The organism is Streptomyces sp. NBC_01750, from assembly GCF_035918095.1.
In the GTDB taxonomy this organism is placed as follows: Bacteria; Actinomycetota; Actinomycetes; order Streptomycetales; family Streptomycetaceae; genus Streptomyces.
On the sequence record NZ_CP109137.1, the window covers coordinates 4997334 to 5023044 of the forward strand.

Consider the following 25711-nt stretch of genomic DNA (forward strand, 5'->3'; position numbering starts at 1 on the left):
ACGCCTTTCGTCCGCCTTCTGCGATCGACTCCGATCATCCTTCCCATCTGCGTGCCGTGTCCGCCGTCGGGTTCCGCATAGCCCAAATCGTTACTGTGCGTAGCGATTTTGCTGCTCTCCGGGAGTCACCGGTATGGGCTACGGAGTTATTCACAAGTGGCTAGTTGTCCACAGTTTTTCAGCAAGATCCACACGATTTTCCGGTGCGCTGCACGGTGATTCCACCCGCGTAGTTCGCGGACCGAAGGAATCGCAGATCTCGCCTTGAAGTGAGATCGAAGTAAGAGGGGCGTGGAGATCGTGGCTGGATCTATCACATCGCAACGGCCGCCGGTCGCCGAAGGGCGCCGGGACGGGCCGCTGATCGTCACCGAAGACGTGGAACTGCTCGACGATCTGCTGCGGCTGTGCGCCGCGGCCGGGGCCGAGCCCGACGTCCACCATTCGATGCCGGAGCGACGGGGGAGCTGGGAGGGCGCGCCACTGGTCCTGGTTGGCGACGACGCGGCCGCGCGCTGCCGAGGAGCGACCCGCAGACGCGGTGTGCTGCTCGTCGGGCACGACCAGGACGACCCGGACGTCTGGCGGCGGGCGGTCGAGATCGGGGCGGACTGCGTGCTGCGGCTGCCCGATGCCGAGAGCTGGCTCGTCGACCGGATCGCCGACGTGGTCGAAGGGGTCGGGCGGCCGGCGCTGACTGTCGGAGTGATCGGCGGACGCGGCGGAGCCGGTGCATCGACGCTGGCCTGCGCGCTGGCGGTGACCGCGGGCCGGGTCGGCCTTCGCACGATGCTCGTCGACGGCGACCCGCTGGGCGGAGGGCTCGACGTGCTGCTCGGCGGAGAGCAAGCGGACGGCAGACGATGGCCGGATTTCGCCTCTTCCAAGGGACGGGTCGCCGGCGGGGCGCTCGAGGATTCGCTGCCCGAGCTGCACGCGCTGCGGGTGCTCAGCTGGGACCGTGGCGATTCGGTGGTGATCCCGCCGGAGGCGATGCGGTCGGTGCTGGCCGCGGCGCGCAGGCGCGGCGGCGTGGTGGTCGTGGATCTGCCGCGGCGGGTCGACGAAGGCGTGGCGGAGGCACTGGCCCAGCTGGATCTCGGGCTGCTGGTGGTGCCGGGCGAGCTACGAGCCGTTGCCGCGGCGAACCGGGTGGCGTCGACGGTGGGCATGGTGCTCCAGGACCTGCGGGCGGTCGTGCGTGGGCCGTACGCCGCCGGGCTGGACGAGCAGTGGGTGGCGGACGCCCTCGGGCTGCCGCTGGCGGGTGAACTGCCGGTGGAAGCTGGACTGTTGGCGGCGCAGGACGGAGGCGCTCCGCCGGGAGGCAGTGGGAGCGGGCCGCTGGCGAAGTTCTGTACCGCCTTCTGGGAGCGGGCACTGGCCGGGCACGGGGTCTCATGAGCGCCGGGCTGCTGGACGCGGTACGACAGTGGCTCGCGGAGAGCGGGGCCGAGCCGACGCCGGCCAGGGTGGCGGCTGCCCTGCGGGCACAGGGGCGGTTGCTGGGCGATGCCGAAGTGCTCGGAGGCACCGAGAAGTTGCGGTGCGAGTTGGTGGGAACGGGGCCGCTGGAGCCGCTGCTGACCGATCCGTCGGTGACGGATGTGCTGGTGTCCGCGCCCGACCGGGTGTGGGTGGACCGGGGCCGCGGGCTCGAGCTCACCGAGGTGACGTTCGCGGATGCGGCGTCGGTGCGCAGGCTGGCACAGCGGCTCGCGGCGGTGGCCGAGCGGCGGCTGGATGACGCCAGGCCGTGGGTGGACGCCAGGCTGCCGGACGGCACACGGATGCATGCCGTGATCCCGCCGGTGGCCGTCGGCTCGACGTGTCTCTCGCTGCGGGTGGTGAGGCCCAGGGCGTTTTCGGTGGGGGAACTGGTCACGGCGGGGACGGTGCCACCGGGCGGGGACCTGGTGCTGCGGGCGCTGATCGAGGCCCGGCTGTCTTTCCTCATCAGCGGTGGCACGGGATCAGGCAAGACGACCTTGCTCTCGAGCCTGCTGGGGCTGGTGGGGGAGCGCGAGCGGATCGTGCTGGCCGAGGACTCGGCAGAGCTCAGACCGGACCACCCGCATGTGGTGCGGCTGGAGTCGCGTACGGCGAACCAGGAGGGCGCCGGCCGGGTGACGCTGCGGGATCTGGTGCGGCAGGCGTTGCGGATGCGGCCCGACCGGCTGGTGGTGGGGGAGGTGCGAGGAGCCGAGGTCACTGAGCTCCTGGCCGCTTTGAACACCGGGCACGAGGGCGGCTGCGGGACCGTGCACGCCAATGCGGCGGCGGATGTGCCGGCCCGGCTGGAGGCGCTGGGGACGGCTGCGGGGCTCGACCGGGCGGCGCTGCACAGCCAGTTGGCGGCGGCACTCTCGGTGGTGGTCCATCTCGTACGGGACAGGGGCGGGCAGCGGCGGATCGCCGAGGTGCATGTGCTGGAGCGGGACGCGGCGGGGCTGGTGGTGACGGTGCCCGCGCTGCGGTGGGGCAAGGAGGCGTTCGTGTACGAGCGGGGCTGGGAGCGGCTCCGGTCGCTGATCGGGGGCGCGCTGTGACGGCGGCGGGTGAGCCGGTGTACGCGGCAGCGGTGTGTGCGGGTGCGGCGGCGTGGCTGACGGTCGGCAGGGAGCGGGGGCTGCGGCGGGCGCGGCTGCTCCTCGCGGGTGGCGCTCCGGTGGATTCGCCGCCGCGGTGGTCCTGGGAGCGGCTGCTGCCCGTGGTGCGGCTGCGGCAGGAGTGGTTGTGCCTGCCGGCGGCGCTGGTCCTCGCGGTGCTGGGGAAGTCGGTGCTGCCGTTGGCAGCGGGAGCGGTGGCGGTGCCGCTCGTGAGGAGGCGGTTGCGGGACCGGGAGCGGAGGCGGGAGCAGGAGCGGCGGGCCGAGGGCGTCATCGCGTTCTGCGGTGCGGTCGCGGCGGAGCTGCGCGCGGGATTGCAGCCGGGACAGGCGCTGCTGTTGGCCGCCAGATCCACAGAGGCGCTGGGTGGAGCGGAGGCCGCGGTGCTGGCGGCGGCGCGGTTCGGAGGCGATGTGCCTGAGGCGCTTCGGGCGGCGGCCGGGCAGCCGGGCGCGGACGGTCTCGCCGGGGTCGCGGTCTGCTGGCGGGTGGCCGTGGACAGCGGGGCAGGTCTGGCCGCGGGGCTCGACCGGCTGGAGACGGCCCTGCGAGCCGAGTGGGACCAACGTCAGGATCTGCGGGCCCGGTTGGCGGGTGCGTGGTCGACCGTCGTCCTGCTGTCGGTGCTTCCGCTGGCCGGCCTGGCGATGGGCTGGGCACTGGGCGCCGATCCCTTCGGGGTGCTGCTGCACACCGCTGGGGGGCTGGTGTGCCTGGTGGTCGGCGGGCTGCTGGAGGCGGCCGGGCTCTGCTGGGCCGTGCGGATCGTACGGGGCGGGGAGGAGACATGACCGGGGACGTCGTCCACAGGCTGGGGGCAGTGGTCTGTGTTCTGGCCGCGGCGGCCTGCCTGGGCTTGATGGTCGCGGGACGACGGCGCGAGCGCAGAGTGCGCAGGCGGACCGAGGCGCTGCTGGCGGTGCAGTACGAACGGCGGCAGTGGCGGCCCGAGTACGGCGTGTGGGCGAGGCGCTGGGTGGCTCCGCTGGGCGCGGTGATCACAGGCCATGTCCTGGTCGGCGGAGTGATCGGCGGCGTCGTCGGGCTCGTCGGGGCGTACGGCGTGTGGCGTTGGCAGCGGAGCCGCAAGCCCGCCGCGGACGCTGTGGACCACGCGTCGGGTCGTCAACTGCCTCTGGCCGCCGATCTGCTGGCGGCCTGCATCTCCGCCGGGGCCGGTCCACGCGAGGCGGCGGAGGCGGTCGGGGAGTCGCTCGGCGGGCCGGTCGGCGACGGACTGGCGCGGACGGCCGCCGAACTACGCCTCGGCTGTGAACCGGCACAGGCCTGGGGTTGGTTCGGACAGATAGCGGGCGCGGCGGCGCTGGCCCGCTGTCTGGAGCGGGCCGACTCAACCGGGGCTCCGGCGGCGGAGCCCGTGTCCCGACTGGCCGAGCGCTTCCGGGCGGACCGGGCGCGGGCGGCCGCGGCGCGGGGCCAAAAGGCTCAGGTGCTGATTACCGCTCCGGTGGGGCTGTGCTTCCTGCCCGCCTTCCTGGCGGTCGGGGTGGCCCCCGTGGTGATCGGCCTGGCGGATGGATTGCTGAACGGCAACTGAACGAAATTTCTTGGGGGTTGATATGTGGAATTCGTTGCGGGGATGGGTGCGCGGGCTGTCGCGCGGGACGCGCAGGGACGCGGGAATGACCACGTCCGAGTACGCGATGGGGACGATTGCCGCGTGTGCCTTCGCGGCCGTCCTGTACAAGGTCGTGACCAGCGGAACCGTCTCGGCGGCGCTGCAGTCGGTGATCGGGAAGGCGCTCGATGCGCAGTTCTGAGGTGGCCGGTTCCGAGGCGCTCAGCTCTGCGATGCGCGGTTCTGAAGTGCCCGGTTCTGAAGTGCCCGGTTCTGAGATGTGCGGCCAGGTGCGCGACAGGGGCTCCGTGACGGCGGAGGCGGCCGTCGCGGTGCCCGCCCTGGTGGTCTTCGCCATGGCTCTGGTGTGGGCGCTGATGGCGGCCTCCGAGCAGATCCAGTGCGTCGACGCGGCCCGGGCCGGTGCCCGGGCCGCGGCCAGGTCGGAGCCGCCGGCGGCCGCGCTGGCCGCCGCCCGCTCGGCGGCCCCGGGTGGTGCCCGGGTCACGCTGGGGCGCTCCGGGGACCTGTGGCGGGTGCGGGTAGAGGCGAAGGCTCCGGGGCCGGGCGGGCTTGCCCTGACGCTGAGCGCGGAGGCGGCTGCCCTCGCCGAGGACACGGTGGGCCAAGACCCTGCGGCCCAGGACACCACCCGGGGCCCGGGAGTCGTCGGCCGAGCAGTCGCAGGCCTGGACGACGCTGCGGAGGTGGCCCAGTGAACCGCGAGCGTGGGTCGGCGACCGTCTGGGCCGCCATGGCGACGACCGTGCTGTGTGCGGTGTTCGCGGCCGTGCTGGCCATGGGCCAGGCGGTGGTCGCCCGCCACAGGGCGGGCTCCGCCGCGGACTTGGCGGTACTCGCCGCGGCGGACCACGCCCTGAGCGGCACTGCCGCAGCCTGTGCGAAGGCTGCCGATGTGGCCCGGGCGCAGGGTGCGACGGTAGTCCGGTGCGCGGTGCGCGGCGAGATCGCCGAAGTGACGGCGCAGGCCCGCTTCGGCCCGTACGCCCCCACGGTCAGGTCGCGGGCGGGACCGCCGGGACCTCCTGGCCCGACGGGGCCACCCGGAGCAGTTCCGTGAGGAGGCGGACCGCGCCGCGCTTGTGCAGCGGATCATTGCCGTTGCCGCATTTGGGGGACTGGATGCAGGACGGGCAGCCCGCCTCGCACTCGCAGGAGGCGATCGCCTCACGGGTGGCAGTGAGCCACTCGCGGGCGGTGTGGAAGGCCCGCTCGGCGAAGCCCGCGCCACCCGGATGGCCGTCGTACACGAAGACCGTCGGCAGCAGCGTGTCCGGGTGGAGCGGCACGGAGACCCCGCCGATGTCCCAGCGGTCGCAGGTGGCGAAGAGCGGCAGCATCCCGATCGAGGCGTGCTCCGCGGCGTGCAGGGCCCCGCCGAGCTGCTCCGGATTGACCCGGGCGGCGTCCAGCTGGTCCTCGGTGACCGTCCACCACACGGCCCGGGTGCGCAGGGTGCGGGGCGGCAGATCGAGCTTGGTCTCGCCGAGTACCTCGCCGGTGATGAGTTTGCGGCGGAGGAAGGAGACGACCTGGTTGGTGACCTCGACGGAGCCGAAGCAGAGTCGTCCGTCGCCCCACTGGATCTCGGTGTCGGTCTCGAGTACGGAGATGGTGGTGGTGTCGCGGGCGGTGGTGGAGTACGGCGGGCTGGCCTCCTCGACCAGGGCGGCGGAGTCCTCCAGGTCCAGGTGCTTCACCAGATACGTACGGCCCTGGTGGAGGTGGACGGCCCCGTCGTGGACGGCGGTGTGGGCGGCCGACTCGTCGACCGTGCCCAGCAGCCGGCCGGTCGCCGCCTCGACGATCTGGACGGGTCGGCCGCCCTCGCCCCGGATGTCGGTGAGGTCGGCGGCCCGCTCGCGGCGCGTCCAGTGCCAGGCGGTGGCCCGGCGGCGGAGCAGCTTGGCGGCTTCCAGCTGGGGCATGAGTTCGGCCGTCGCCGGGCCGAACAGCTCAAGATCTTCTTCTGTGAGCGGGAGCTCGGCGGCGGCGGCGCACAGATGGGGGGCGAGGACGTACGGATTGTCCGGGTCGAGGACCGTGGACTCCACAGGCTGCTGGAACAGCGCCTCGGGGTGGTGGACGAGGAAGGTGTCCAGCGGGTCGTCGCGGGCGACGAGGATGGCCAGGGCGCCCTGGCCGGAGCGGCCCGCGCGGCCCGCCTGCTGCCACAGTGACGCCCGTGTCCCGGGGTAGCCGGCGATGACGACGGCATCGAGGCCCGAGACGTCGACACCCAGCTCCAGGGCCGTGGTGGCGGCGAGGCCGAGGAGCTCGCCGGAGTGCAGGGCCCGCTCCAGGGCGCGGCGCTCCTCGGGGAGGTAGCCGCCGCGGTAGGCGGCGACCCGCGGCGGCAGGGAGCGGTCGATCTCCGCGAGGCGTTCCTTGGCGATCACGGAGATGAGCTCGGCCCCACGACGGGAGCGTACGAAGGCGACCGTACGGATGCCCTGGACGGTCAGATCGGTCAGGAGGTCGGCGGTCTCGGCGGTGGCGGTGCGACGCACCGGAGCGCCTTTCTCGCCGTGGAGCTCGGTGAGCGGGGGCTCCCAGAGGGCGAACACGAGTTCGCCACGCGGCGAGGCGTCGTCGGCTACCTCCTGGACGGGCAGGCCCGTGAGTCGGCCGGCGGCCAGGGCGGGTTCCGCGGCGGTGGCGGAGGCGAGGAGAAAGACGGGGTTCGCACCGTAGCGGGCGCATACACGGCGAAGACGGCGCAGCACCTGGGCGACGTGCGAGCCGAAGACGCCCCGATAGGTGTGGCACTCATCGATCACCACGTAGCGCAGCGAGCGCAGGAAGGACGACCAGCGAGGATGTGAGGGAAGTATCCCGCGGTGCAGCATGTCGGGGTTGGTGAGGACGTAATTGGCGTACTGCCGGACCCACTCGCGTTCCTCGACCGGCGTGTCGCCGTCGTAGACCGCGGGGCGGATGCGGTTGCCCAGCGGCGCGCTGAGCTCCTTCACCGCGCGGCGCTGGTCGGCGGCCAGGGCCTTGGTGGGGGCGAGGTAGAGGGCGGTCGTACCGCGACCGTTGGCGGCCTCGGAGCCGTCGAGCAGGGCGGTGAGCACGGGCGCGAGGTAGGCCAGCGACTTGCCCGAGGCGGTGCCGGTGGCGATGACGACGGATTCGCCGTCCAGGGCGTACTCAGCGGCGGCCGCCTGGTGGATCCAGGGGTGCTCGATGCCGGCCTGCTGAATGGCGTTGATCACTTCCGGGCGGATGCGGTGGGGCCAGACGGCATGGCGGCCGGGCCTGGGGGGCAAGTGCTCCGTATGAGTGATGCGCGCAGCTCGGTTCCCCCCTGCGGTGAGCCGGTCGAGGACCGTACCGGGGGAGGGGCGGGTTTCCCCGCTCTCGGGAGGTCGTCTGGGACGGTGATTCTTGGCCATCGGCACCGAGTGTGTCACCGGAGTGACGGACAATGGTCCCAAGGCGTCGTGCATGGCTGCTGGTAAGTGATTGAATGCCATCGCGGCTGGCGACCGTCCTCCGGCTCCGCCGGGGAGACCTGATGGGCGGCCGCTCGATAGCAAGGTGCTGGAGGATCCGTGGACCTGTCCCTGTCGACTCGCAATGTGTCCGGCCCTGGTGGCGACCGTACGGTCGTCGAGGTCGGTGGCGAGATTGATGTGTATACCGCGCCAAAGCTGCGCGAGCAGTTGGTCGAGTTGGTGAACGACGGCAACTACCACCTGGTTGTCGACATGGAGGGCGTGGACTTCCTCGACTCCACCGGCCTCGGCGTGCTCGTGGGCGGCCTGAAGCGTGTGCGTGCGCATGAGGGCTCGCTACGCCTGGTCTGCAACCAGGAACGCATTCTCAAAATCTTCCGGATCACAGGTCTGACCAAGGTGTTTCCCATCCACACCACGGTCGACGAAGCTGTCGCGGCGACCGACTGACGGTCGGCGCAGACTGCCGGAGGAAAGAGGGGCACCGGGCATCCAGCCCGGGCCTCTGAGATGCACGCCCGTACGTCTGAGGGGGAATGCATGGCCACCGTTGAACTCCGCTTCAGCGCCCAGCCCGAGCATGTCAGGACCGCCCGTCTGGTGGCCGCTGCCGTGGCTCGCCGGGCCGGGGTCGACGAGGCCGTGCTGGATGAGGTCCGGCTCGCGGTCGGCGAGGCATGCAGCCGTGCCGTCGGGCTGCACCGCAGCCATGGCATCACCGCCCCCGTTCGGGTGATGTTGTCCGAGGAGGAAAAGACCTTCTCCATCGAGGTCGGGGACGAGATCCCGGCTGCGGGCGGCGGTGGGTCCCATGCGGCCCCGGGCGCCCGTGAGGCCGGGGACGCGGACCTGGACTCCGACGCCGAGGACGAGATGATGGGCCTTGCGGTCATCAGCGGTCTCGTCGACGACGTGGAGGTCACCTCCACCGAGGACGGTGGCGTGATCCGGATGAGCTGGCCCACGACGCCGGCCACCATAGCGCCCTGATCGCGCGGTCCCGACCGCGCGGACAGTCCGTTGATCGTGTTTTAGTGTCGGGAAGTGAAGAGGCCCTGCTTGAGCAGGGCCTTTTTCCTTTTCCCTAGATCATCGATCAAGCGTCAATGCCTTTGCCCCATTACCTCTTTCGGGGGTCTTTTGGGAACGCGATCATTTGCTGAGTAGCAAGTGAAGGTCAATTACACTTGTCGCGCTCTGTTTTGATCAGGTTCCGCTCCCTACAATCCGTCCACATCTTGAGCTCTGAGCGTCAAGGAGGACGAATGGCGGGGCTCGTCAACTCAGAACTGTCCGATCAACCCACTTCTCTCGCAGCTGCGGTACTCACCGACAACAACCGACTGATCGTGATCGTCATCGCGGCAGTCGCCCTGGCGGCACTGGTCGTCGCCCAGCTGCTGGTGCGCCAGGTGCTGGCCGCCGGCGAGGGCACCGATTCCATGAAGAAGATCGCGGCGGCCGTTCAGGAAGGCGCGAATGCCTATCTGACACGGCAGTTGCGCACCCTCGGCGTCTTCGCCGTAGTGGTGTTCTTCCTACTGCTGCTGTTGCCGGCCGACGACTGGTCACAGCGCGCCGGACGCTCGGTGTTCTTCCTGGTGGGTGCGATCTTCTCGGCAACCACCGGATACATCGGCATGCGTCTTGCCGTACGAGCAAATGTGCGCGTGGCCGCGGCCGCGCGTGAAGCCACGCCGGCGGAGGGCGAGCCGGAAAAGGATCTGACGGCCGTTTCGCACAAGGCCATGAAGATCGCTTTCCGTACGGGAGGCGTGGTCGGCATGTTCACGGTGGGCCTCGGCCTGCTCGGTGCCTCCTGCGTGGTTCTCGTCTACGCGGCCGACGCCCCCAAGGTGCTCGAGGGCTTCGGCCTCGGCGCCGCGCTGATCGCCATGTTCATGCGTGTCGGCGGCGGCATCTTCACCAAGGCGGCCGACGTCGGCGCCGACCTTGTCGGCAAGGTCGAGCAGGGCATCCCGGAGGATGACCCGCGCAACGCCGCCACCATCGCCGACAACGTGGGCGACAACGTCGGTGACTGCGCGGGTATGGCTGCCGACCTCTTCGAGTCGTACGCCGTCACGCTCGTGGCGGCGCTCATCCTCGGCAAGGCGGCATTCGGCGACGCCGGACTCGCCTTTCCGCTGATCGTCCCGGCGATCGGCGTGGTCACCGCGATGATCGGCATCTTCGCGGTCGCCCCGCGGCGCGCCGACCGCAGCGGGATGACTGCCATCAACCGCGGATTCTTCATCTCCGCACTGATCTCGCTCGCCCTGGTGACTCTGGCGGTCTACATCTATCTGCCGTCCTCGTACGCCAAGTTGGACGGCGTCACCGAGGCCACCATCACCACGCACGGTGGGGACCCGCGGATCCTGGCGGTCGTCGCCGTGGCCATCGGCATTGTGCTGGCGGCCCTGATCCAGCAGTTGACGGGTTACTTCACCGAGACCACCCGGCGTCCCGTCAGGGACATCGGCAAGTCCTCGCTGACCGGACCCGCGACGGTCGTACTGGCCGGTATCTCCATCGGACTGGAATCCGCCGTCTACACCGCGCTGTTGATCGGCCTCGGCGTGTACGGGGCGTTCCTGCTCGGCGGTACGTCGATCATGCTCGCGCTCTTCGCGGTGGCGCTGGCCGGCACCGGCCTGCTCACCACCGTCGGCGTCATCGTCGCCATGGACACCTTCGGCCCCGTCTCCGACAACGCTCAGGGCATCGCCGAGATGTCCGGGGACGTCACGGGCGCGGGCGCGCAGGTCCTCACCGACCTCGACGCCGTCGGCAACACCACCAAGGCCATCACCAAGGGCATCGCCATCGCCACGGCTGTACTGGCGGCGGCGGCGCTCTTCGGCTCGTACCGCGAAGCCATCGCGAATGCCGCACGGGACGTCGGTGAGAAGGTCGGCGACGGCGCCCCGATGAACCTGGTGATGGATATCTCGCAGCCCAACAATCTGGTGGGTCTCATCCTCGGCGCCGCGGTCGTCTTCCTCTTCTCGGGGCTGGCGATCAACGCCGTGTCCCGGTCGGCGGGCGCGGTGGTCTACGAGGTGCGGCGGCAGTTCCGCGAGCACCCCGGGATCATGGACTACACCGAGACGCCGGAGTACGGGCGCGTCGTCGACATCTGCACCAAGGACGCGCTGCGCGAGCTGGCCACACCGGGTCTGCTCGCCGTACTGACCCCGATCGCGGTTGGCTTCTCGCTCGGTGTGGGAGCCCTCGGGTCCTTCCTCGCGGGCGCCATCGGCACCGGCACCCTGATGGCCGTCTTCCTGGCCAACTCCGGTGGTGCGTGGGACAACGCCAAGAAGCTCGTCGAGGACGGCCATCACGGCGGCAAGGGCAGCGAGGCCCATGCCGCGACCGTCATCGGCGACACCGTCGGTGACCCTTTCAAGGACACCGCCGGACCCGCCATCAACCCGCTGCTGAAGGTGATGAACCTGGTGGCACTGCTCATCGCGCCCGCGGTGGTGCAGTTCAGCTACGGAGACGACTCCAACGCCGGAGTCCGGGCGGTGGTGGCGGTACTCGCCATCCTCGTCATCACCGGCGCGGTGTACATCTCCAAGCGGCGAGGCATCGCTGTCGGCGACGACGGCAATTCCGCGGAGCGGAGCGCGAAGTCACCTGATCCTGCGGTGGTTTCGTAGCACCTGCTCAAAAGGCGGGCGGACGGCGCACTTTGACGCGTCGTCCGCCCGTTTGCGTGCCGCGGGTGAGCCTTGTCTCCCTTGGTGCAAATGGCTTCAATAGGCAATAAATGGGGCGCACGACACGCGGTTGTCGCCCACATGGCGTGTATGTTCCGGGGCCGAGAGCCTTGGAAGGGACCAATCCGGTGAACAAGAAGCTTGCGGCCGCGCTGTCCGGCGGTGCGGTACTGGTACTGGCACTGTCGGGCTGCAGCGACGACAACGGTGACGGCAAGGTGAATGCCTGGGCCAAGAAGGTCTGCGACCAGGCACAGCCCCAGATCCAGAAGAGGGCCAACGCCCAGCAGACCATCATCTCGACCGCGGCCGACGGCAAGCCGGCCGACATCCGGGCAGCGGACTCGAAGGCCTTCCAGGACATCGCCGCCGCGGACAGTGCGCTCGCCACCGCCGTGAAGGAGGCCGGTACGCCGCCCGTCGAAAACGGCGAGAAGCTTCAGACGGACGCGGTCAACGAACTCAATGCCACGTCCAAGGCGTACCTCGCCCTGAAGGAGCAGGTCGACAGTCTCGACGCGAAGGACCAGCAGAAGTTCGCGGACGGCCTGCAGGGTGTCGCCGACGGTCTGAAGAAGATCGAGACGATGGATCAGGACGCGCTGAAGAAGCTGCAGTCCGGCGAGCTGGGCAAGGCGATGGGGAAACAGCCCGGCTGCCAGGCGGCGAAGAAGTCGAGCCCCGCGTCCGCTCCCGACGCCCCGTCCGGACCGGCCGACTCGTCGGCCTCCGCGCCCGCGAAGGCCGGAGCGACCCCCTCGGTCAAGGCATCCAGCAAGGCGTAACCCGCCGCTGCCCGCATCCGTCCGCGCGCCGAGGCCCCCGGCCGGCGGTGGCGGTGCTCCTGCTCGACGGTGGCGGTGCCCCTGCCCCCGTGGTGGTGGCGTCCTGCCTCCGCCCGCGCGCGGCCTGTCAGCCCCGCTGTACGGCTCGGCACGCCGCACGGCCCGGTCCCCCGCGCCACGGGGGACCGGGCCGTGCGGCGTTTGTCAGTGGCGGCGGCCACAATGGGCGGGTGAGTACGACCAGCCTTACCGCAGGCCTTCCTTCGCCCGACCACTCGACCCGGCTGCGTGAAGCTCTCCTCGCCGCCGCTTTCACCGCCGACGGGCTGCTCGAGCTGCTCGGCGCGCCCGCGTATGCCGCGCTCGCCCGCAGCGAGACCGTGCCCGCCCTGCGGGCCACCCGCGGTGACAGCGCCCTGGACACGCTCGTACAGCTGTTCCTGCTGCAGCGTCCCGTCGCGTACGAGCGCGCGCGGGCCGCACTGCCCCTCGAGGAGTGCCTGGCCGACGGCTGGCTGCTGCATGACGGCGGAGAGGTACGGGCCACGGTGGATGTGCGGCCGTACGGCGGACCCGAGGGACAGGACTGGTTCATCGTCTCCGACCTGGGGTGCGCGGTCGGTGGTGCGGGCGGCGCGAGCGGCCATGGCGAGGGCGTGGTGCTCGGCGTCGGTGGGGCGTCCACCACGCTCGCGGGGATCACCGTCCGCACGCCGGTCTCCTCCGCACTCGACCTGGGCACCGGTTCCGGTATCCAGGCGCTGCATGCCGCACAGCACGCGACGCGTGTCACGGCGACCGATCTGAACCCGCGCGCCCTGCACTTCGCACGGCTGACCCTCGCTCTCTCCGGGGCGCCGGAGGCCGATCTGCGCGAGGGCTCGCTCTTCGAGCCGGTCGGGCAGGACACATACGACCTGATCGTGTCGAACCCGCCGTTCGTGATCTCGCCCGGTGCCCGGCTGACCTACCGGGACGGCGGGATGGGCGGGGACGATCTGTGCCGCACGCTCGTTCAGCAGGCGGGAGCCAGGCTGAACGACGGGGGATACGCGCAGTTCCTCGCCAACTGGCAGCACGTGGAGGGGCAGGAGTGGCAGGAGCGGCTGCGTTCCTGGGTGCCGCGCGGCTGTGACGCGTGGATCGTGCAGCGCGAGGTGCAGGACGTGACGCAGTACGCCGAGCTGTGGCTGCGCGACAGCGGCGACCACCGCAGCGACCCGGCCGAGTACGCGGCGCGGTACGGCGCGTGGCTGGACGAGTTCGAGGCGCGTAAGACCAAGGCAGTCGGCTTTGGCTGGATCACACTGAGGAAGTCCGGTTCCGAGCGTCCGTCGATCGTCGCCGAGGAGTGGCCGCACCCCGTCGAGCAGCCGCTCGGCGAGAGCGTGCAGGCGCATTTCGCGCGGCAGGACTATCTGCGTACGCACGACGACGCGGCCCTGCTCGCAGGTCACTTCAGGCTGGCGGCGGAGGTCGTGCAGGAGCAGGTCGGGCTGCCGGGCGCGGAGGATCCCGAGCATGTGGTGCTCCGTCAGAACCGCGGTATGCGGCGCGCCACCAAGGTGGACACGGTCGGCGCGGGCTTCGCCGGGGTGTGCGACGGGACGCTGAGCGCCGGGCGGATCCTGGACGCGATCGCCCAGCTCATCGACGAGGACCCGGTGGTGCTCCGCGACCGCACGCCGCAGGCCGTACGGCTGCTGGTCGAGGAAGGCTTCCTGGAACCGGTCCGTCCATGAGGTGAAACCGGCCAACATCCACAAGAAGAACAGGCAAGAAGAGCAAACAAGAAGATCGGTGAGAGCAGGAAGAACAAGAGGAAGGGGAGCTGCCGCCTCCGCTGCGCCCTCCTCGACCTTCTCGGCCCGCCTCTCGCCCGCTCCGGAACCGGCACTCCACCTGTCTCTCGATCGTCACCGCGACCGGGCGGGTGAACCAGCCCGGCGTTCACCAGGAATTCGTGCCCCTGACGCCCCGAGCTGTCAGCCTCGGACCGCCGGGGACGTCCGGACACCAGGGAAGAGCGGGGTATGGGCATGGAGAGCGGGCCGGCGATCTTCGCGGGGACGGTATTCGCGCTGTTCGGGGCCGGGCTGCTGTTGTGGACAGGAGGACGCGTGGCGCACCGTTCCCCTGTTGCCCACGGAGTGAGCCCCGCCACGGCTCTCGCCCTCGCGGCCATCTTCGGCGCGGCGTCCCTCGCCCTCGGGGTGTGGTGCTTCGGCCGCGTCTGATCTGGGGCAGGAGCGGAGACGTGCCGGTCCGGGCGGCAGGAATGGCCGGACTCGGGTTACCGTTCGAGTGGCCGTTGCGGGCTTTTGCCGTTTGACATGAGGGCGGGTTGTACCGTCACACTCCGCAGCGACAGCAGCGGCAGGACCGTGACCACGCGGTCTCAGTGCCGTTTGTGCCCATCGAGCGTCGACCGGAGAGAAGAGCGAAGTTGTCCCCGACCAGCGAGACCGCAAAGGGCGGCCGCCGACTCGTGATCGTCGAGTCTCCTGCCAAGGCTAAGACGATCAAGGGCTATCTCGGCCCTGGATACGTCGTCGAGGCGAGCGTCGGGCACATCCGCGACCTCCCGAACGGCGCCGCCGAGGTGCCCGAGAAGTACACCGGCGAGGTGCGCCGCCTCGGAGTCGACGTCGAACATGACTTCCAGCCCATCTATGTCGTCAATGCCGACAAGAAGGCGCAGGTCAGAAGGCTGAAGGAGCAGCTCGCCGAATCCGACGAGCTCTACCTCGCAACCGATGAGGACCGCGAGGGCGAGGCCATCGCCTGGCACCTCCTCGAGGTCCTCAAGCCCAAGGTCCCCGTCCACCGGATGGTCTTCCACGAGATCACCAAGGACGCGATCCGCGACGCCGTCGCCAACCCGCGCGAGCTCAACCAGCGCATGGTCGACGCCCAGGAGACCCGCCGAATCCTCGACCGCCTCTACGGCTACGAGGTCTCGCCGGTCCTGTGGAAGAAGGTCATGCCGCGGCTGTCCGCCGGCCGTGTCCAGTCCGTCGCGACCCGCCTCGTCGTCGAGCGTGAGCGCGAGCGAATCGCCTTCCGCTCCGCCGAGTACTGGGATCTGACCGGCACCTTCTCGACCGGCCGGGCCGGGGACGCCTCCGACCCCTCGACCCTCACGGCCCGCCTGAACACCGTCGATGGACGGCGCGTCGCGCAGGGCCGTGACTTCGGCTCGGACGGGCAGCTCAAGTCCGGCCAGGTTCTCCACCTGGACGAGGCGAACGCACGCGCGCTCGCCGCCGCGCTCCAGGACGCCTCGTTCGCCGTCCGCGGGGTCGAGTCGAAGCCGTACCGTCGCTCTCCGTACGCACCTTTCCGTACGACGACGCTGCAGCAGGAGGCCTCCCGCAAGCTGGGCTTCGGGGCCAAGGCCACCATGCAGGTCGCGCAGAAGCTGTACGAGAACGGCTTCATCACCTATATGCGTACCGACTCCACCACGCTCTCCGACACCGCAATCTCGGCGGCGCGGGCGCAGGTCACGCAGTTGTACGGCGCCAACTACCTGCCGGAGAAGCCGCGCGTCTATGCCGGCAAGGTCAAGAACGCGCAGGAGGCGCACGAGGCGATTCGCCCTTCGGGTGATCGTTTCCGCACTCCGGCCGAGACGGGTCTGAGCGGTGACCAGTTCCGCCTCTACGAGCTGATCTGGAAGCGGACCGTCGCCTCCCAGATGAAGGACGCGGTCGGCAACAGCGTCACCGTCAGGATCGGCGGCCGGGCGAGCGACGGCCGGGACGCGGAGTTCACCGCGTCCGGCAAGACGATCACCTTCCACGGCTTCATGAAGGCCTACGTGGAGGGTGCTGACGACCCCAACGCCGAGCTCGACGACCGTGAGCGGCGCCTGCCGCAGGTCGCCGAGGGCGACGCGCTGTCCTCCGAGGAGATCTCGGTCGACGGCCACGCGACCAAGCCGCCGGCCCGCTACACCGAGGCCTCGCTGGTCAAGGAGCTGGAAGAGCGCGAGATCGGCCGTCCGTCGACCTACGCCTCGATCATCGGCACCATCCTCGACCGCGGCTATGTCTTCAAGAAGGGGACGGCACTCGTCCCGTCCTTCCTCTCCTTCGCCGTGGTCAACCTGCTGGAGAAGCACTTCGGCCGGCTCGTCGACTATGACTTCACCGCACGCATGGAGGACGACCTCGACCGCATCGCGCGGGGCGAGGCGCAGGCCGTGCCGTGGCTGAAGCGGTTCTACTTCGGCGGGGGCGACGCCGCCGCCGGTGCGGCCGCCGCGGTCGGCAACGGCGACGGCGACCACCTCGGCGGTCTGAAGGAGCTGGTGACCGACCTCGGCGCGATCGACGCCCGGGAGATCTCCAGCTTCCCGGTCGGCGAGGGCATCGTGCTGCGCGTCGGCCGCTACGGCCCGTACATCGAGCGTGGTGAGAAGGACGCGGAGGGCCACCAGCGCGCCGACGTTCCCGAGGACCTCCCGCCGGACGAGCTGACCGTGGAGTACGCGGAGGAGCTGCTGGCCAAGCCGAGCGGCGACTTCGAGCTGGGCACCGACCCGGTCACCGGGCACCAGATCATCGCGCGGGACGGTCGTTACGGCCCGTACGTCACGGAGGTGCTGCCCGAGGGCACGCCGAAGACCGGCAAGAACGCGGTCAAGCCGCGCACCGCCTCGCTCTTCAAGTCGATGTCGCTCGACACGGTCACGCTCGAGGACGCGATGAAACTGATGTCGCTGCCGCGGGTGGTCGGCGTCGACGCGGATGACGTCGAGATCACCGCGCAGAACGGCCGGTACGGCCCGTATCTGAAGAAGGGCACGGACTCGCGTTCGCTCGAGACCGAGGACCAGCTCTTCAACATCACGCTCGAAGAGGCCCTGGCGATCTACGCGCAGCCGAAGCAGCGGGGCCGGGCAGCCGCCAAACCGCCGCTGAAGGAGCTGGGCACGGACCCGGTGAGCGAGCGTCCGGTGGTCGTCAAGGACGGCCGCTTCGGTCCGTACGTCACGGACGGCGAGACGAACGCGACCCTGCGCACGGACGACAGCGTCGAGGACATCACGCCGGAGCGCGGTTACGAGCTGCTCGCCGAGAAGCGCGCCAAGGGCCCCGCCAAGAAGACGGCGAAGAAGGCCGCGGCCAAGAAGGCACCGGCGAAGAAGACAGCCGCCAAGAAGACGGCGGCCAAGAAGACAGCGGCGAAGAAGACCGCCGCGAAGAAGACGACCGTGGCGAAGAAGACGACTGTGGCCGCGGCGAAGAAGTCGGCCGCGTCGGCGAAGGCGTCGACGGACGAGTAGCGAGATCATCACGGGCGTTCTGTACGGAGAGTTTTGTACGGGGAGGTTTCCCGCCCTCCGTACAAAGCGCCCGTATGTTCGGCCGGGCCTCCGGGGAGTGGCGCGCTCCGGATAGGCTGGGCGGATGACGCGAGCCGAGCAGCCAGCCGAGCAGCAGGCGGTCATGAGCACCGTCTCAGAGACTGCCTCAGACGCCGACGCATCCGGAGCACTTGCCGAGGACTCACGTGAGCGCGCGGTGCGGGCCCTGCTGCGCTTCCCGCCGCTGAGGCGGCTGTGGAGCGCTCAGGCCGTCGGCGGCGTCGGGGATGCCGTCGCCGTTTTCGTGCTTCTGCTGCTGACGCTGCAAGCGGCGGTTCTCGAGGGCTCGTTCGGGGCCGGCTACCGCGGGGCGGCCTTCGCCGTCGCCATGGTGCTCGGCACCCGTGTCCTTGCCACGTTGCTCTTCGGCGCCGTACTGCTGGGCCCGCTGACGACGCTCACCTCGCCGAACGGCCCGCTCGACCGCCGCTGGACCATGATCGGCGCGGACGTCCTGCGTCTTGCGCTGCTGATCGTGGCGCCACTGTGGATCGACTGGACCCCCGACAACGCGACGGCGATCCTGCTGATCACCGTGTTCGTCACCGGCGTGGCCGAGCGCTTCTGGACGGTCGCCCGCGACGGCGCCGCCCCCGCTCTGCTGCCCGCCCCGCCGCTGGAAGGGGCAGCGGTCCGTCCGCTGCCGGACCACCTCGACGCACTGCGCCGACTCTGGCTGCGTACGGGCTTCGCCACCATTCCCGTCGGCGCCGCGGCGCTGCTCCTCGGCACGCTGATCGGCAATCTGCTCGGCTCGGGCATCGAGTGGTTCTCGCTGCACCAGGCGGCACTCGGTTCGTACATCGCAGCTGGTCTCTTCGCCGCGTCCGTATCGACGCTGTACTTTCTGGAGCTGCCCGGCTCGCTGACCCCGCGGCCGCGCTCGCCGCTGGAGGGCCTGCGCCGTCCGGCCACCGGCAATGGGCTGGACAAGGGGCGTACGGGCGCCATCCCGCTGTTCGTTCTCGGCTGCGCGGCGGTTGCGGGCGCGATCTCGTCCGCCGTCGCCGTCTCCGTACTGCACGCCTTCGACCTGGGCGGCGGGCCCGCGGCCTTCGCGCTGCTGGTGCTGGCGCTGACGGGCGGTACCGGTATCGGTATCCGCAGTGCCGGCGCCGTACTGCCCACGCTCTCCCGCCGGCGGCTGCTCGCGATCGCGCTCGCGGTCACCGGTGTCGCACTGCTGGCCATGGGGCTGGTGCCGGACACGGCGACCGTGCTGTTCATCGCGCTGCTCGCCGGACTCGCCGCCGGTGTCGCCGCGAGCACCGGGCACGCGCTCATCGACCAGGAGGCCGAGGACTTCCGGCGGGCCCGGATCACCGAGCACCTCCAGGCGGTCGTGCGGGTCGCCATCGCCCTCGGCGCGGTCGCGGCCCCGCTGCTCGCCGCCGCGATCGGGCCGCACCGGCTCGCGAGTGGCGACTTCGTCTTCGCGCACGGCGGCGCGGCGTTCACGCTGATGCTGGTCGGCGCGCTCCTCCTGCCTGTCGCGGCCGTCGTCCTCGCCAAGACGGACGACAGGTCGGGCGTACCGCTGCGTCGCGATCTTGGCGACGCGCTGCGCGGCGGGGCCGATCCGGCACAGGCGTCGGCGACGAACGGTTTCTTCATCGCCATTGAGGGCGGCGATGGGGCCGGGAAGTCCACGCAGGTCGAGGCGCTCGCGGAGTGGATCCGGGCGAAGGGCCACGAGGTTGTGGTGACGCGTGAGCCGGGTGCGACGCCGATTGGCAAGCGGCTGCGTTCGATCCTGCTGGATGTGTCGTCGGACGGGCTCTCGAACCGGGCGGAGGCGCTGTTGTACGCCGCTGACCGGGCCGAGCACGTCGATTCGGTCGTACGGCCCGCACTGGAGCGCGGCGCGATCGTCATCTCCGACCGCTACATCGACTCTTCGGTCGCCTATCAGGGTGCCGGGCGCGATCTGTCGCCGACTGAGATCGCCCGTATCTCGCGGTGGGCGACGGACGGCCTCGTACCGCACCTGACGGTGCTGCTCGATGTCTCGCCGGAGACCGCGCGCGAACGCTTCACGGAGGCGCCGGACCGGCTGGAGTCGGAGCCGGCGGAGTTCCACCAGCGGGTGCGTTCCGGTTTCCTGACGCTTGCCGCGGCGGACCCGGGCCGGTATCTGGTGGTGGACGCGGGCCAGGAGCCGGAGTCGGTCACCACCGTCGTACGGCACCGGCTCGACCGGCTGCTTCCGCTTTCCGAAGCCGAGGTGAAGGCGCAGGAGGAAGCGCGGAAGGCGGCCGAGGAGGAAGCCCGTCGGCGCGCGGAGGCGGAAGCCGCGCGCAAGGCGGAGGAGGAGCGGGTCGAGCGCGAGCGGCAGGAACAGCTGGCCAAGCTCCGGGCCGAGGAGGAGGAGCGCAAGCTCCGCGAGCTGGAGGAAGCGCGGCAGCGCGAGGCGGAGCGGCAGGCGGAGGAGGCCCGGCTGCGGGCCGAGGACGCGCGGCGACGGGCGGACGAGGAGCGGGCGCGGCGGCTCGCCGAGGAGAGGGCGGCCGCGGCGGAGCAGGAACGGCGCCGCAAGCAGGCCGAGGAGGAGGCGCGGCTCCGTGCCGAGGCGGAGGAGCGTCGCCTGGAGAAGCAGCGCAAGGCGGAGGAGGCACTGCTGCGGGCGGAGGAAGCGCGGCGGGTGGCGGAGGCGGCGGCCGCCGCTTCTGCGGCTTCGGCTTCGGCTCATGATGTGACCGTGCCGACCCCGGTGGTCACGCCGGACGCGGTGACGCGGGAGGTGCCCGCGGTTCCGGATGCGGACGAGACGACGGTGCTTCCGCCGGTGTCGAGGGATGCGGATGAGACGACGGTGCTTCCGCCGGTGTCGAGGGACGTGGACGAGACGACGGTGCTTCCGCCGGTACGGGACTCCGCACGCGGGCCGGTACGGGACAGCGATCCGGCTGACCGGGTCCCGCCGGGCATCTTCCGCGAGGAGACCAGAAGCGAGGGTACGAACGAGCGCACCCGCGAGCTCCCGCAGGTCGACCCGGACTCGGGCCGTCCCCGCCGCCGTTCGGACTGGGCGGAGGAGACCCCGTTGGACGACCTTCCGACCTTGGCGGACGAACTGCTCGGCCCGCACGACGAGGACGAGAACGGCCGACGGGGCGGGCGCTGACGGGTTCGGCGCTTCGGGGCCGTTCGCGGCGCAGGGGTTCGTCCTGGTGCTGGTTCGGGTGGCGCGTCCTTGCCACCGCGTCCGCACTGTCAGACCCCTGCCCCACAATGGAACCCCCAGCACGAAAGGCGGTGACGGCCCATGACCGTATGGGACGACGTGGTCGGCCAGGAGCGCGTCCAGGCGCAGCTCTCCGCCGCCGCCCGGGACGCCGACACCCGCGTCACCGCCCAGGCCGTCGGCGACCCCGCACCCGATGCGTCCAAGATGACGCACGCCTGGCTGTTCACCGGCCCACCCGGCTCCGGACGGTCCACCGCCGCCCGGGCCTTCGCCGCCGCGCTGCAGTGCACCAGCCCCGACCGCGCCCTGGGCGGTGAGCCCGGTTGCGGATTCTGCGACGGCTGTCACACCACCCTCGTCGGTACGCACGCGGACGTCGATGTGATCCGTACGGACCTGCTCTCCATCGGCGTCAAGGAGACCCGCGAGCTCGTCCGCCGCGCCCAGCTCTCCCCGGCCGGGGGCCGCTGGCAGGTGATCATCCTGGAAGACGCCGACCGGCTGACCGAAGGCGCGGGCAATGTCCTGCTGAAGGCCGTCGAAGAGCCCGCTTCCCGCACCGTCTGGCTGCTCTGCGCGCCCTCCCTCGAGGACGTGCTCCCCACCATCCGCTCCCGATGCCGCCACCTCACCCTCCGTACGCCGCCGGTCGCCGCCGTCGCCGACGTCCTGATCCGGCGGGACGGCATCGAGCCGGAGGCCGCCGTCTTTGCCGCCCGCGCCACTCAGGGGCACATCGGCCGTGCCCGTCGGCTGGCCACCGACGAGCGGGCCCGCGCCCGCCGGGCCACCGTTCTCAAGCTGCCGCTGCGCGTCGGGGACATCGGCGGCTGTCTCAAGGCCGCCCAGGAACTGGTTGACGCCGCGGCCGAGGACGCCAAGCAGGTGGCCGAGGAGATCGACGTCAAGGAGACCGAAGACCTCAAGACGGCGCTCGGCGCGTCCGCCGGCGGCCGGATGCCGCGTGGCACGGCAGGGGCGATGAAGGAGCTGGAGGACAAGCAGAAACGTCGCAAGACCCGTAGCCAGCGCGACAGCCTCGACCTCGCGCTCACCGATCTGACCGGCTTCTACCGCGATGTGCTGGCCCTCCAGATGGGCTCGGAGGTCGCGCTCGCCAATCACGACGTACGAGACTCCCTCGACCGGATCGCCCGTGGTTCGACCCCGGAAGGCACCCTGCGCCGGATAGAGGCGGTGGTCGCGTGCCGTCAGGCGCTGGACCGTAATGTCGCGCCGCTGCTGGCGGTGGAGGCGATGGCGGTCACCCTCCGCGCCGGCTGACGTCCGGCCTGCGGCTCTCCTCGCCCGGCTGACGTCCGGCTTGCGGCTCCCCGCGCCGGCCGGGGCGCAGCTGCCTCGTGACCATCGCTCCGCACCGCCCGACGACCGAGCGATCCGCACCCTCCGCCAGGCCGACCGGCCTGCCGCCGACCGGTTGACCGGCTCACCCGTAAGAGCGCGGAAAGGCGGCAGCGGACAACCTGCTATTAGGCTCCATAGATGGACACCAGGCGCCTGCTCCGTACCTCCGCACTCGTGCTGGCCACCGCCGGCCTGCTCATCTCCGGCTGCACCGGTGGGAGTTCGTCACCGAGCGCCTCCGAGTCCGCCTCCTCCGGCGGTGGCGGCGGAGCCGCCCCGACCGCCGCCCTCAAGCCGTACTACGCACAGCAGCTGAAGTGGCGCCCCTGCGGCGTCCCCGGTTTCGAATGCGCCACGATGAAGGCACCGCTCGACTACGCCAAGCCCGACGGCGACTCGGTCAAGCTCGCCGTCGCCCGGAAGAAGGCCACCGGCCCCGGCAAGCGCCTCGGCTCCCTGCTCGTCAATCCTGGCGGCCCCGGCGGCTCGGGCGTCAGCTATCTCCAGGGGTACGCGGGCATCGGCTACCCCCCGCCCGTCCGCGCCCGCTACGACATGGTGTCCTTCGACCCGCGCGGCGTCGCCCGCAGCGAGCCCGTCGAATGCCTCAGTGGCAAGGAGATGGACGCGTACACCCAGGTCGACCAGACACCGGACGACGCAGCCGAGACGACCCGTCTCGCCACGTCGCTCAAGGGCTTCGCGGCAGGCTGCGAGAAGCGCTCCGGCACGATCCTGTCCCATGTCTCCACCGTCGAGGCGGCCCGTGACATGGACATTCTGCGTGCTGCGCTGGGCGACGAGAAGCTGTCGTACGTCGGGGCTTCGTACGGAACCTTCCTCGGCGCGACATACGCCGAGCTCTTCCCCGACCGTGTCGGCCGCCTCGTCCTCGACGGCGCGATGGACCCGTCGCTGGCGTCCCGGCAGATGAACCGCGACCAGACCGCGGGCTTCGAGACCGCGTTCCAGTCCTTCGCGGCCGACTGCATCAAGGAGAAGGACTGCCCGCTCGGCACAGAGTCGGTCGCCGACGCCTCCAATCGTCTCAAGGCCTTCTTCGCAGAGCTCGACGCCAAGCCCGTCCCGACGGGTGAGAGCCGCGAGCTCGGCGAGTCCCTGGCCACCACCGCGGTGATCGCCGCGATGTACGACGAGGCCGCCTGGCCGCAGCTCCGCCAGGCCCTGACCCGCGCCATGGACGGCGACGGCGCGCCGCTGCTCTCGCTGGCCGACAGCTACTACGAGCGCGCGGGCGACGGCTCGTACGCGAACCTGATGTACGCCAACGCGGCCGTGAACTGCCTGGACCTGCCGCCGGCCTTCACCGCCCCCAAGGCGGTGCAGTCGGCCCTGCCCGAGTTCGAGAAGGCCTCCCCGGTCTTCGGCAAGAACTTTGCCTGGGCTTCCCTGAACTGCGCGTACTGGCCCACCCCCGCCACCGGCGCGCCGCACCGCATCGAGGCGAAGGGCGCCGCTCCGATCGTGGTCGTCGGCACCACCCGGGACCCCGCCACGCCCTACAGGTGGGCGCAGGGGCTGGCCGGGCAGCTCTCCTCCGGGCGCCTGCTCACGTACGACGGCGACGGCCACACGGCGTACGGGCGGGGCAGCGACTGCATCGACACGGCGATCAACACGTACCTGCTGGACGGCACGGCCCCGCCGGACAACAAGCGCTGCCGCTGACGGCGGGGCCGAGGGTGCCCCGGACCTGGTTCGGGGCACCCAAATCAACCCTGTAGACTTGGCGCCGCTGCTGATGCGAACGTGTCTTCGCAAGGAGACACGTTTATCTGTAGCTTGCCGCCTTAGCTCAGTTGGCCAGAGCAACGCACTCGTAATGCGTAGGTCTCGGGTTCGAATCCCGAAGGCGGCTCATAAAAGCCCAGGTCAGAGGCTCCAAGGCCCTTCGTGAGAGATCGCGGAGGGCCTTTTGTGTGCCTGATGGGAACACTCTGGGAACATTGGATGCGATGTGTATCCGTTTATGTGCCGTTTCGCTCTGAGTGGCACGTTTGCGCTGGCCGATGATCTGGGTTTCGCGAGGCCGAAGCCGACGCAGCGCAGCGGTGAAGGCGCCGTTAAGCCCGGTGGCATCGGCGAGATCTGTCAGCAACGGCCGCCCGGCGCGCACAACGGGCAGTCGGGACTCGAGGGCCTCACCTCACCTCACCTCACCTCACCTCACCCGGGAGGCGACCATGTACTTCACAGACCGAACCGACGCGGGCCGGCGACTCGCCGCCCGGCTGAACCACCTCAAGGGCCAAGACCTGGTGGTCGTGGGACTTCCCCGCGGCGGCGTCCCGGTCGCTGCGCAGATCGCAGAGGCCCTGGGCGCTCCGCTCGACGTCTGCCTCGTACGCAAGCTGGGGGTGCCCTTCCAGCCGGAGCTGGCCATGGGCGCCATCGGCGAGGAAGGCGTGCGCGTCGTCAATGAACCGGTGGTGCGGGGCATGGGTGTGACGGACCGTGATCTGGCGGCGGTGGAGGAACACGAGCGCGGCGTCCTGGAGCAGCGCGCCCGCCGCTATCGGGGCGAGCGGCAGCCGGCCCGGTACGAGGGACGGACGGTTCTGGTGGTGGACGACGGTCTGGCGACCGGCTCCACGGCACTGGCGGCCTGCCGGATTGCGCGCGCCCGCGGCGCGTCGCGGATCGTGCTGGCGGTTCCCGTGGCGCCGCACGACTGGTCGGCCCGCCTCGGAGGCGAGGCGGACGAAGGCGTCTGTCTGCACACCCCCCGGCAGTTCCACGCGATCGGTGAGTTCTACGCGGACTTCGGGCAGACGAGCGACGAGGAGGTCATCGCCTGCCTGGAGCACAACCGCGTGGCGCACGCCACGTCCGACGCGCCGCCGGCCGCGGGAAGCGCCTCTTCGGAGCACGATTCCCTGCCCTATGACAGGTCGGTGCCCTATGACAGGTCGGTCCGGATACCGGCCGGAGGCGCTGCGCTCGACGGGCGGCTCACAGTGCCCCGCGGTGCTCCCGGGGTCGTCCTCTTCGCCCACGGCAGCGGCAGCAGCAGGAAGAGCCCGCGCAACCGCTTCGTCGCCACCGGGCTGAACCGCGCCGGTCTGGGCACCCTTCTGTTCGATCTGCTCACCGAGGCCGAGGCGGTGAACCGGGACAACGTGTTCGACACGGCGCTGCTCGCCCGCCGCCTGACCCAGGCGACCGAATGGCTGCGTGAGCAGCCCGACACCCAGGGCATGGAGTTCGGCTACTTCGGTGCCAGCACAGGCGCCGCCGCCGCGCTGTGGGCCGCGGCGGAGCCCGCAGCGGACGTCACGGCAGTCGTCTCCCGCGGAGGCAGGCCGGACCTGGCCGGCCCCAGGCTGCCGGAGGTGAAGGCTCCGACGCTGCTCATCGTCGGGGGCCGCGACCACCTGGTGCTGGACCTCAACCGGCAGGCCGCGGCGCGCCTGAGCTGCGAGCATCAGCTGGCCATCGTCCCCGGTGCCACTCATCTCTTCGAGGAACCCGGCACCCTGGAATCGGTCACCGAGCTGGCCACGGACTGGTTCAGCGGGCACCTGGCCTAGTGCTTCGTTTCCTCTGGCGATCTTGCCTGGTCGGGGGCATGGTGGTCG

The 25711-nt window shown here is 70.8% G+C and carries 19 protein-coding genes and 1 tRNA gene; 19 read left to right on the plus strand and 1 reads right to left on the minus strand.

The window, feature by feature from the left end; all coding sequences use genetic code 11:
- The first annotated feature begins 300 nt into the window (after nt 1-300).
- The 7 genes from ssd to OG966_RS22655 are packed head-to-tail and all read left to right on the plus strand — an operon-like array spanning nt 301 to nt 5269.
- Nucleotides 301-1404, plus strand: a complete 1104-nt coding sequence (gene ssd / locus OG966_RS22625) for a septum site-determining protein Ssd (RefSeq protein WP_326651606.1) — start codon at nt 301-303, stop codon at nt 1402-1404.
- Nucleotides 1401-2549 (plus strand): TadA family conjugal transfer-associated ATPase, encoded by a 1149-nt coding sequence (locus OG966_RS22630; RefSeq protein ID WP_326651607.1) that lies wholly within the window; start codon nt 1401-1403, stop codon nt 2547-2549. The genes ssd and OG966_RS22630 overlap by 4 nt, the downstream gene beginning before the upstream one ends.
- Nucleotides 2546-3400, plus strand: a complete 855-nt coding sequence (locus OG966_RS22635; RefSeq protein WP_326651608.1) for a type II secretion system F family protein — start codon at nt 2546-2548, stop codon at nt 3398-3400. The genes OG966_RS22630 and OG966_RS22635 overlap by 4 nt, the downstream gene beginning before the upstream one ends.
- On the plus strand, nt 3397-4167 hold the full coding sequence (locus tag OG966_RS22640; protein ID WP_326651609.1) for a type II secretion system F family protein: 771 nt from the start codon (nt 3397-3399) through the stop codon (nt 4165-4167). The genes OG966_RS22635 and OG966_RS22640 overlap by 4 nt, the downstream gene beginning before the upstream one ends.
- Nucleotides 4168-4189: 22 nt before the next feature.
- Nucleotides 4190-4390 (plus strand): DUF4244 domain-containing protein, encoded by a 201-nt coding sequence (locus tag OG966_RS22645; RefSeq protein WP_326651610.1) that lies wholly within the window; start codon nt 4190-4192, stop codon nt 4388-4390.
- A 31-nt stretch (nt 4391-4421) separates the two neighbouring features.
- Nucleotides 4422-4907, plus strand: coding sequence for a TadE family type IV pilus minor pilin (locus OG966_RS22650; RefSeq protein ID WP_406733788.1), 486 nt, complete (start codon nt 4422-4424; stop codon nt 4905-4907).
- On the plus strand, nt 4904-5269 hold the full coding sequence (locus tag OG966_RS22655; protein WP_326651611.1) for an Rv3654c family TadE-like protein: 366 nt from the start codon (nt 4904-4906) through the stop codon (nt 5267-5269). The genes OG966_RS22650 and OG966_RS22655 overlap by 4 nt, the downstream gene beginning before the upstream one ends.
- Here OG966_RS22655 and OG966_RS22660 read toward each other — a convergent pair.
- The gene (locus OG966_RS22660; protein WP_326651612.1) at nt 5205-7688 is read right to left on the minus strand and encodes a DEAD/DEAH box helicase; all 2484 of its coding nucleotides are present in this window, start codon (nt 7686-7688) and stop codon (nt 5205-5207) included. The two genes, OG966_RS22655 and OG966_RS22660, sit on opposite strands and share 65 nt — an antisense overlap.
- Nucleotides 7689-7766: 78 nt before the next feature.
- On the opposite strand from OG966_RS22660, the gene OG966_RS22665 reads away from it, so the two are divergent.
- The 12 genes from OG966_RS22665 (at nt 7767) to OG966_RS22720 (ending at nt 25663) form a co-directional block, all read left to right on the plus strand.
- Nucleotides 7767-8120, plus strand: a complete 354-nt coding sequence (locus tag OG966_RS22665; protein WP_266533145.1) for an STAS domain-containing protein — start codon at nt 7767-7769, stop codon at nt 8118-8120.
- 90 nt (nt 8121-8210) lie between these two features.
- Complete coding sequence (locus tag OG966_RS22670) at nt 8211-8660, plus strand: ATP-binding protein (RefSeq protein ID WP_326651613.1); 450 nt, start codon at nt 8211-8213, stop codon at nt 8658-8660.
- A gap of 275 nt (nt 8661-8935) precedes the next feature.
- Nucleotides 8936-11341 carry a sodium-translocating pyrophosphatase gene (locus OG966_RS22675; RefSeq protein ID WP_326651614.1) on the plus strand — a complete coding sequence of 802 codons (2406 nt, stop codon included), beginning with the start codon at nt 8936-8938 and terminating at the stop codon, nt 11339-11341.
- Nucleotides 11342-11529: 188 nt separating this feature from the next.
- Nucleotides 11530-12186, plus strand: coding sequence for a small secreted protein (locus OG966_RS22680; RefSeq protein WP_326651615.1), 657 nt, complete (start codon nt 11530-11532; stop codon nt 12184-12186).
- Nucleotides 12187-12416: 230 nt separating this feature from the next.
- A complete protein-coding gene (locus tag OG966_RS22685; RefSeq protein ID WP_326651616.1) occupies nt 12417-13928 on the plus strand; it encodes a class I SAM-dependent methyltransferase in 1512 nt (503 codons plus the stop codon).
- Between the two features lie 297 nt (nt 13929-14225).
- Nucleotides 14226-14423: a hypothetical protein gene (locus tag OG966_RS22690; RefSeq protein WP_326655325.1), complete on the plus strand. Its 198-nt coding sequence runs from the start codon at nt 14226-14228 to the stop codon at nt 14421-14423.
- Between the two features lie 209 nt (nt 14424-14632).
- On the plus strand, nt 14633-17479 hold the full coding sequence (topA, locus tag OG966_RS22695) for a type I DNA topoisomerase (protein WP_326651617.1): 2847 nt from the start codon (nt 14633-14635) through the stop codon (nt 17477-17479).
- Between the two features lie 124 nt (nt 17480-17603).
- A complete protein-coding gene (gene tmk, locus OG966_RS22700; protein ID WP_326651618.1) occupies nt 17604-20684 on the plus strand; it encodes a dTMP kinase in 3081 nt (1026 codons plus the stop codon).
- Between the two features lie 141 nt (nt 20685-20825).
- Nucleotides 20826-22031 (plus strand): DNA polymerase III subunit delta', encoded by a 1206-nt coding sequence (locus tag OG966_RS22705; RefSeq protein ID WP_326651619.1) that lies wholly within the window; start codon nt 20826-20828, stop codon nt 22029-22031.
- Between the two features lie 219 nt (nt 22032-22250).
- On the plus strand, nt 22251-23801 hold the full coding sequence (locus OG966_RS22710; protein ID WP_326651620.1) for an alpha/beta hydrolase: 1551 nt from the start codon (nt 22251-22253) through the stop codon (nt 23799-23801).
- Nucleotides 23802-23917: 116 nt separating this feature from the next.
- Nucleotides 23918-23991, plus strand: a tRNA-Thr gene (locus OG966_RS22715).
- Nucleotides 23992-24316: 325 nt separating this feature from the next.
- Nucleotides 24317-25663, plus strand: a complete 1347-nt coding sequence (locus OG966_RS22720) for a phosphoribosyltransferase family protein (RefSeq protein ID WP_326651621.1) — start codon at nt 24317-24319, stop codon at nt 25661-25663.
- Nucleotides 25664-25711 lie beyond the last annotated feature (48 nt).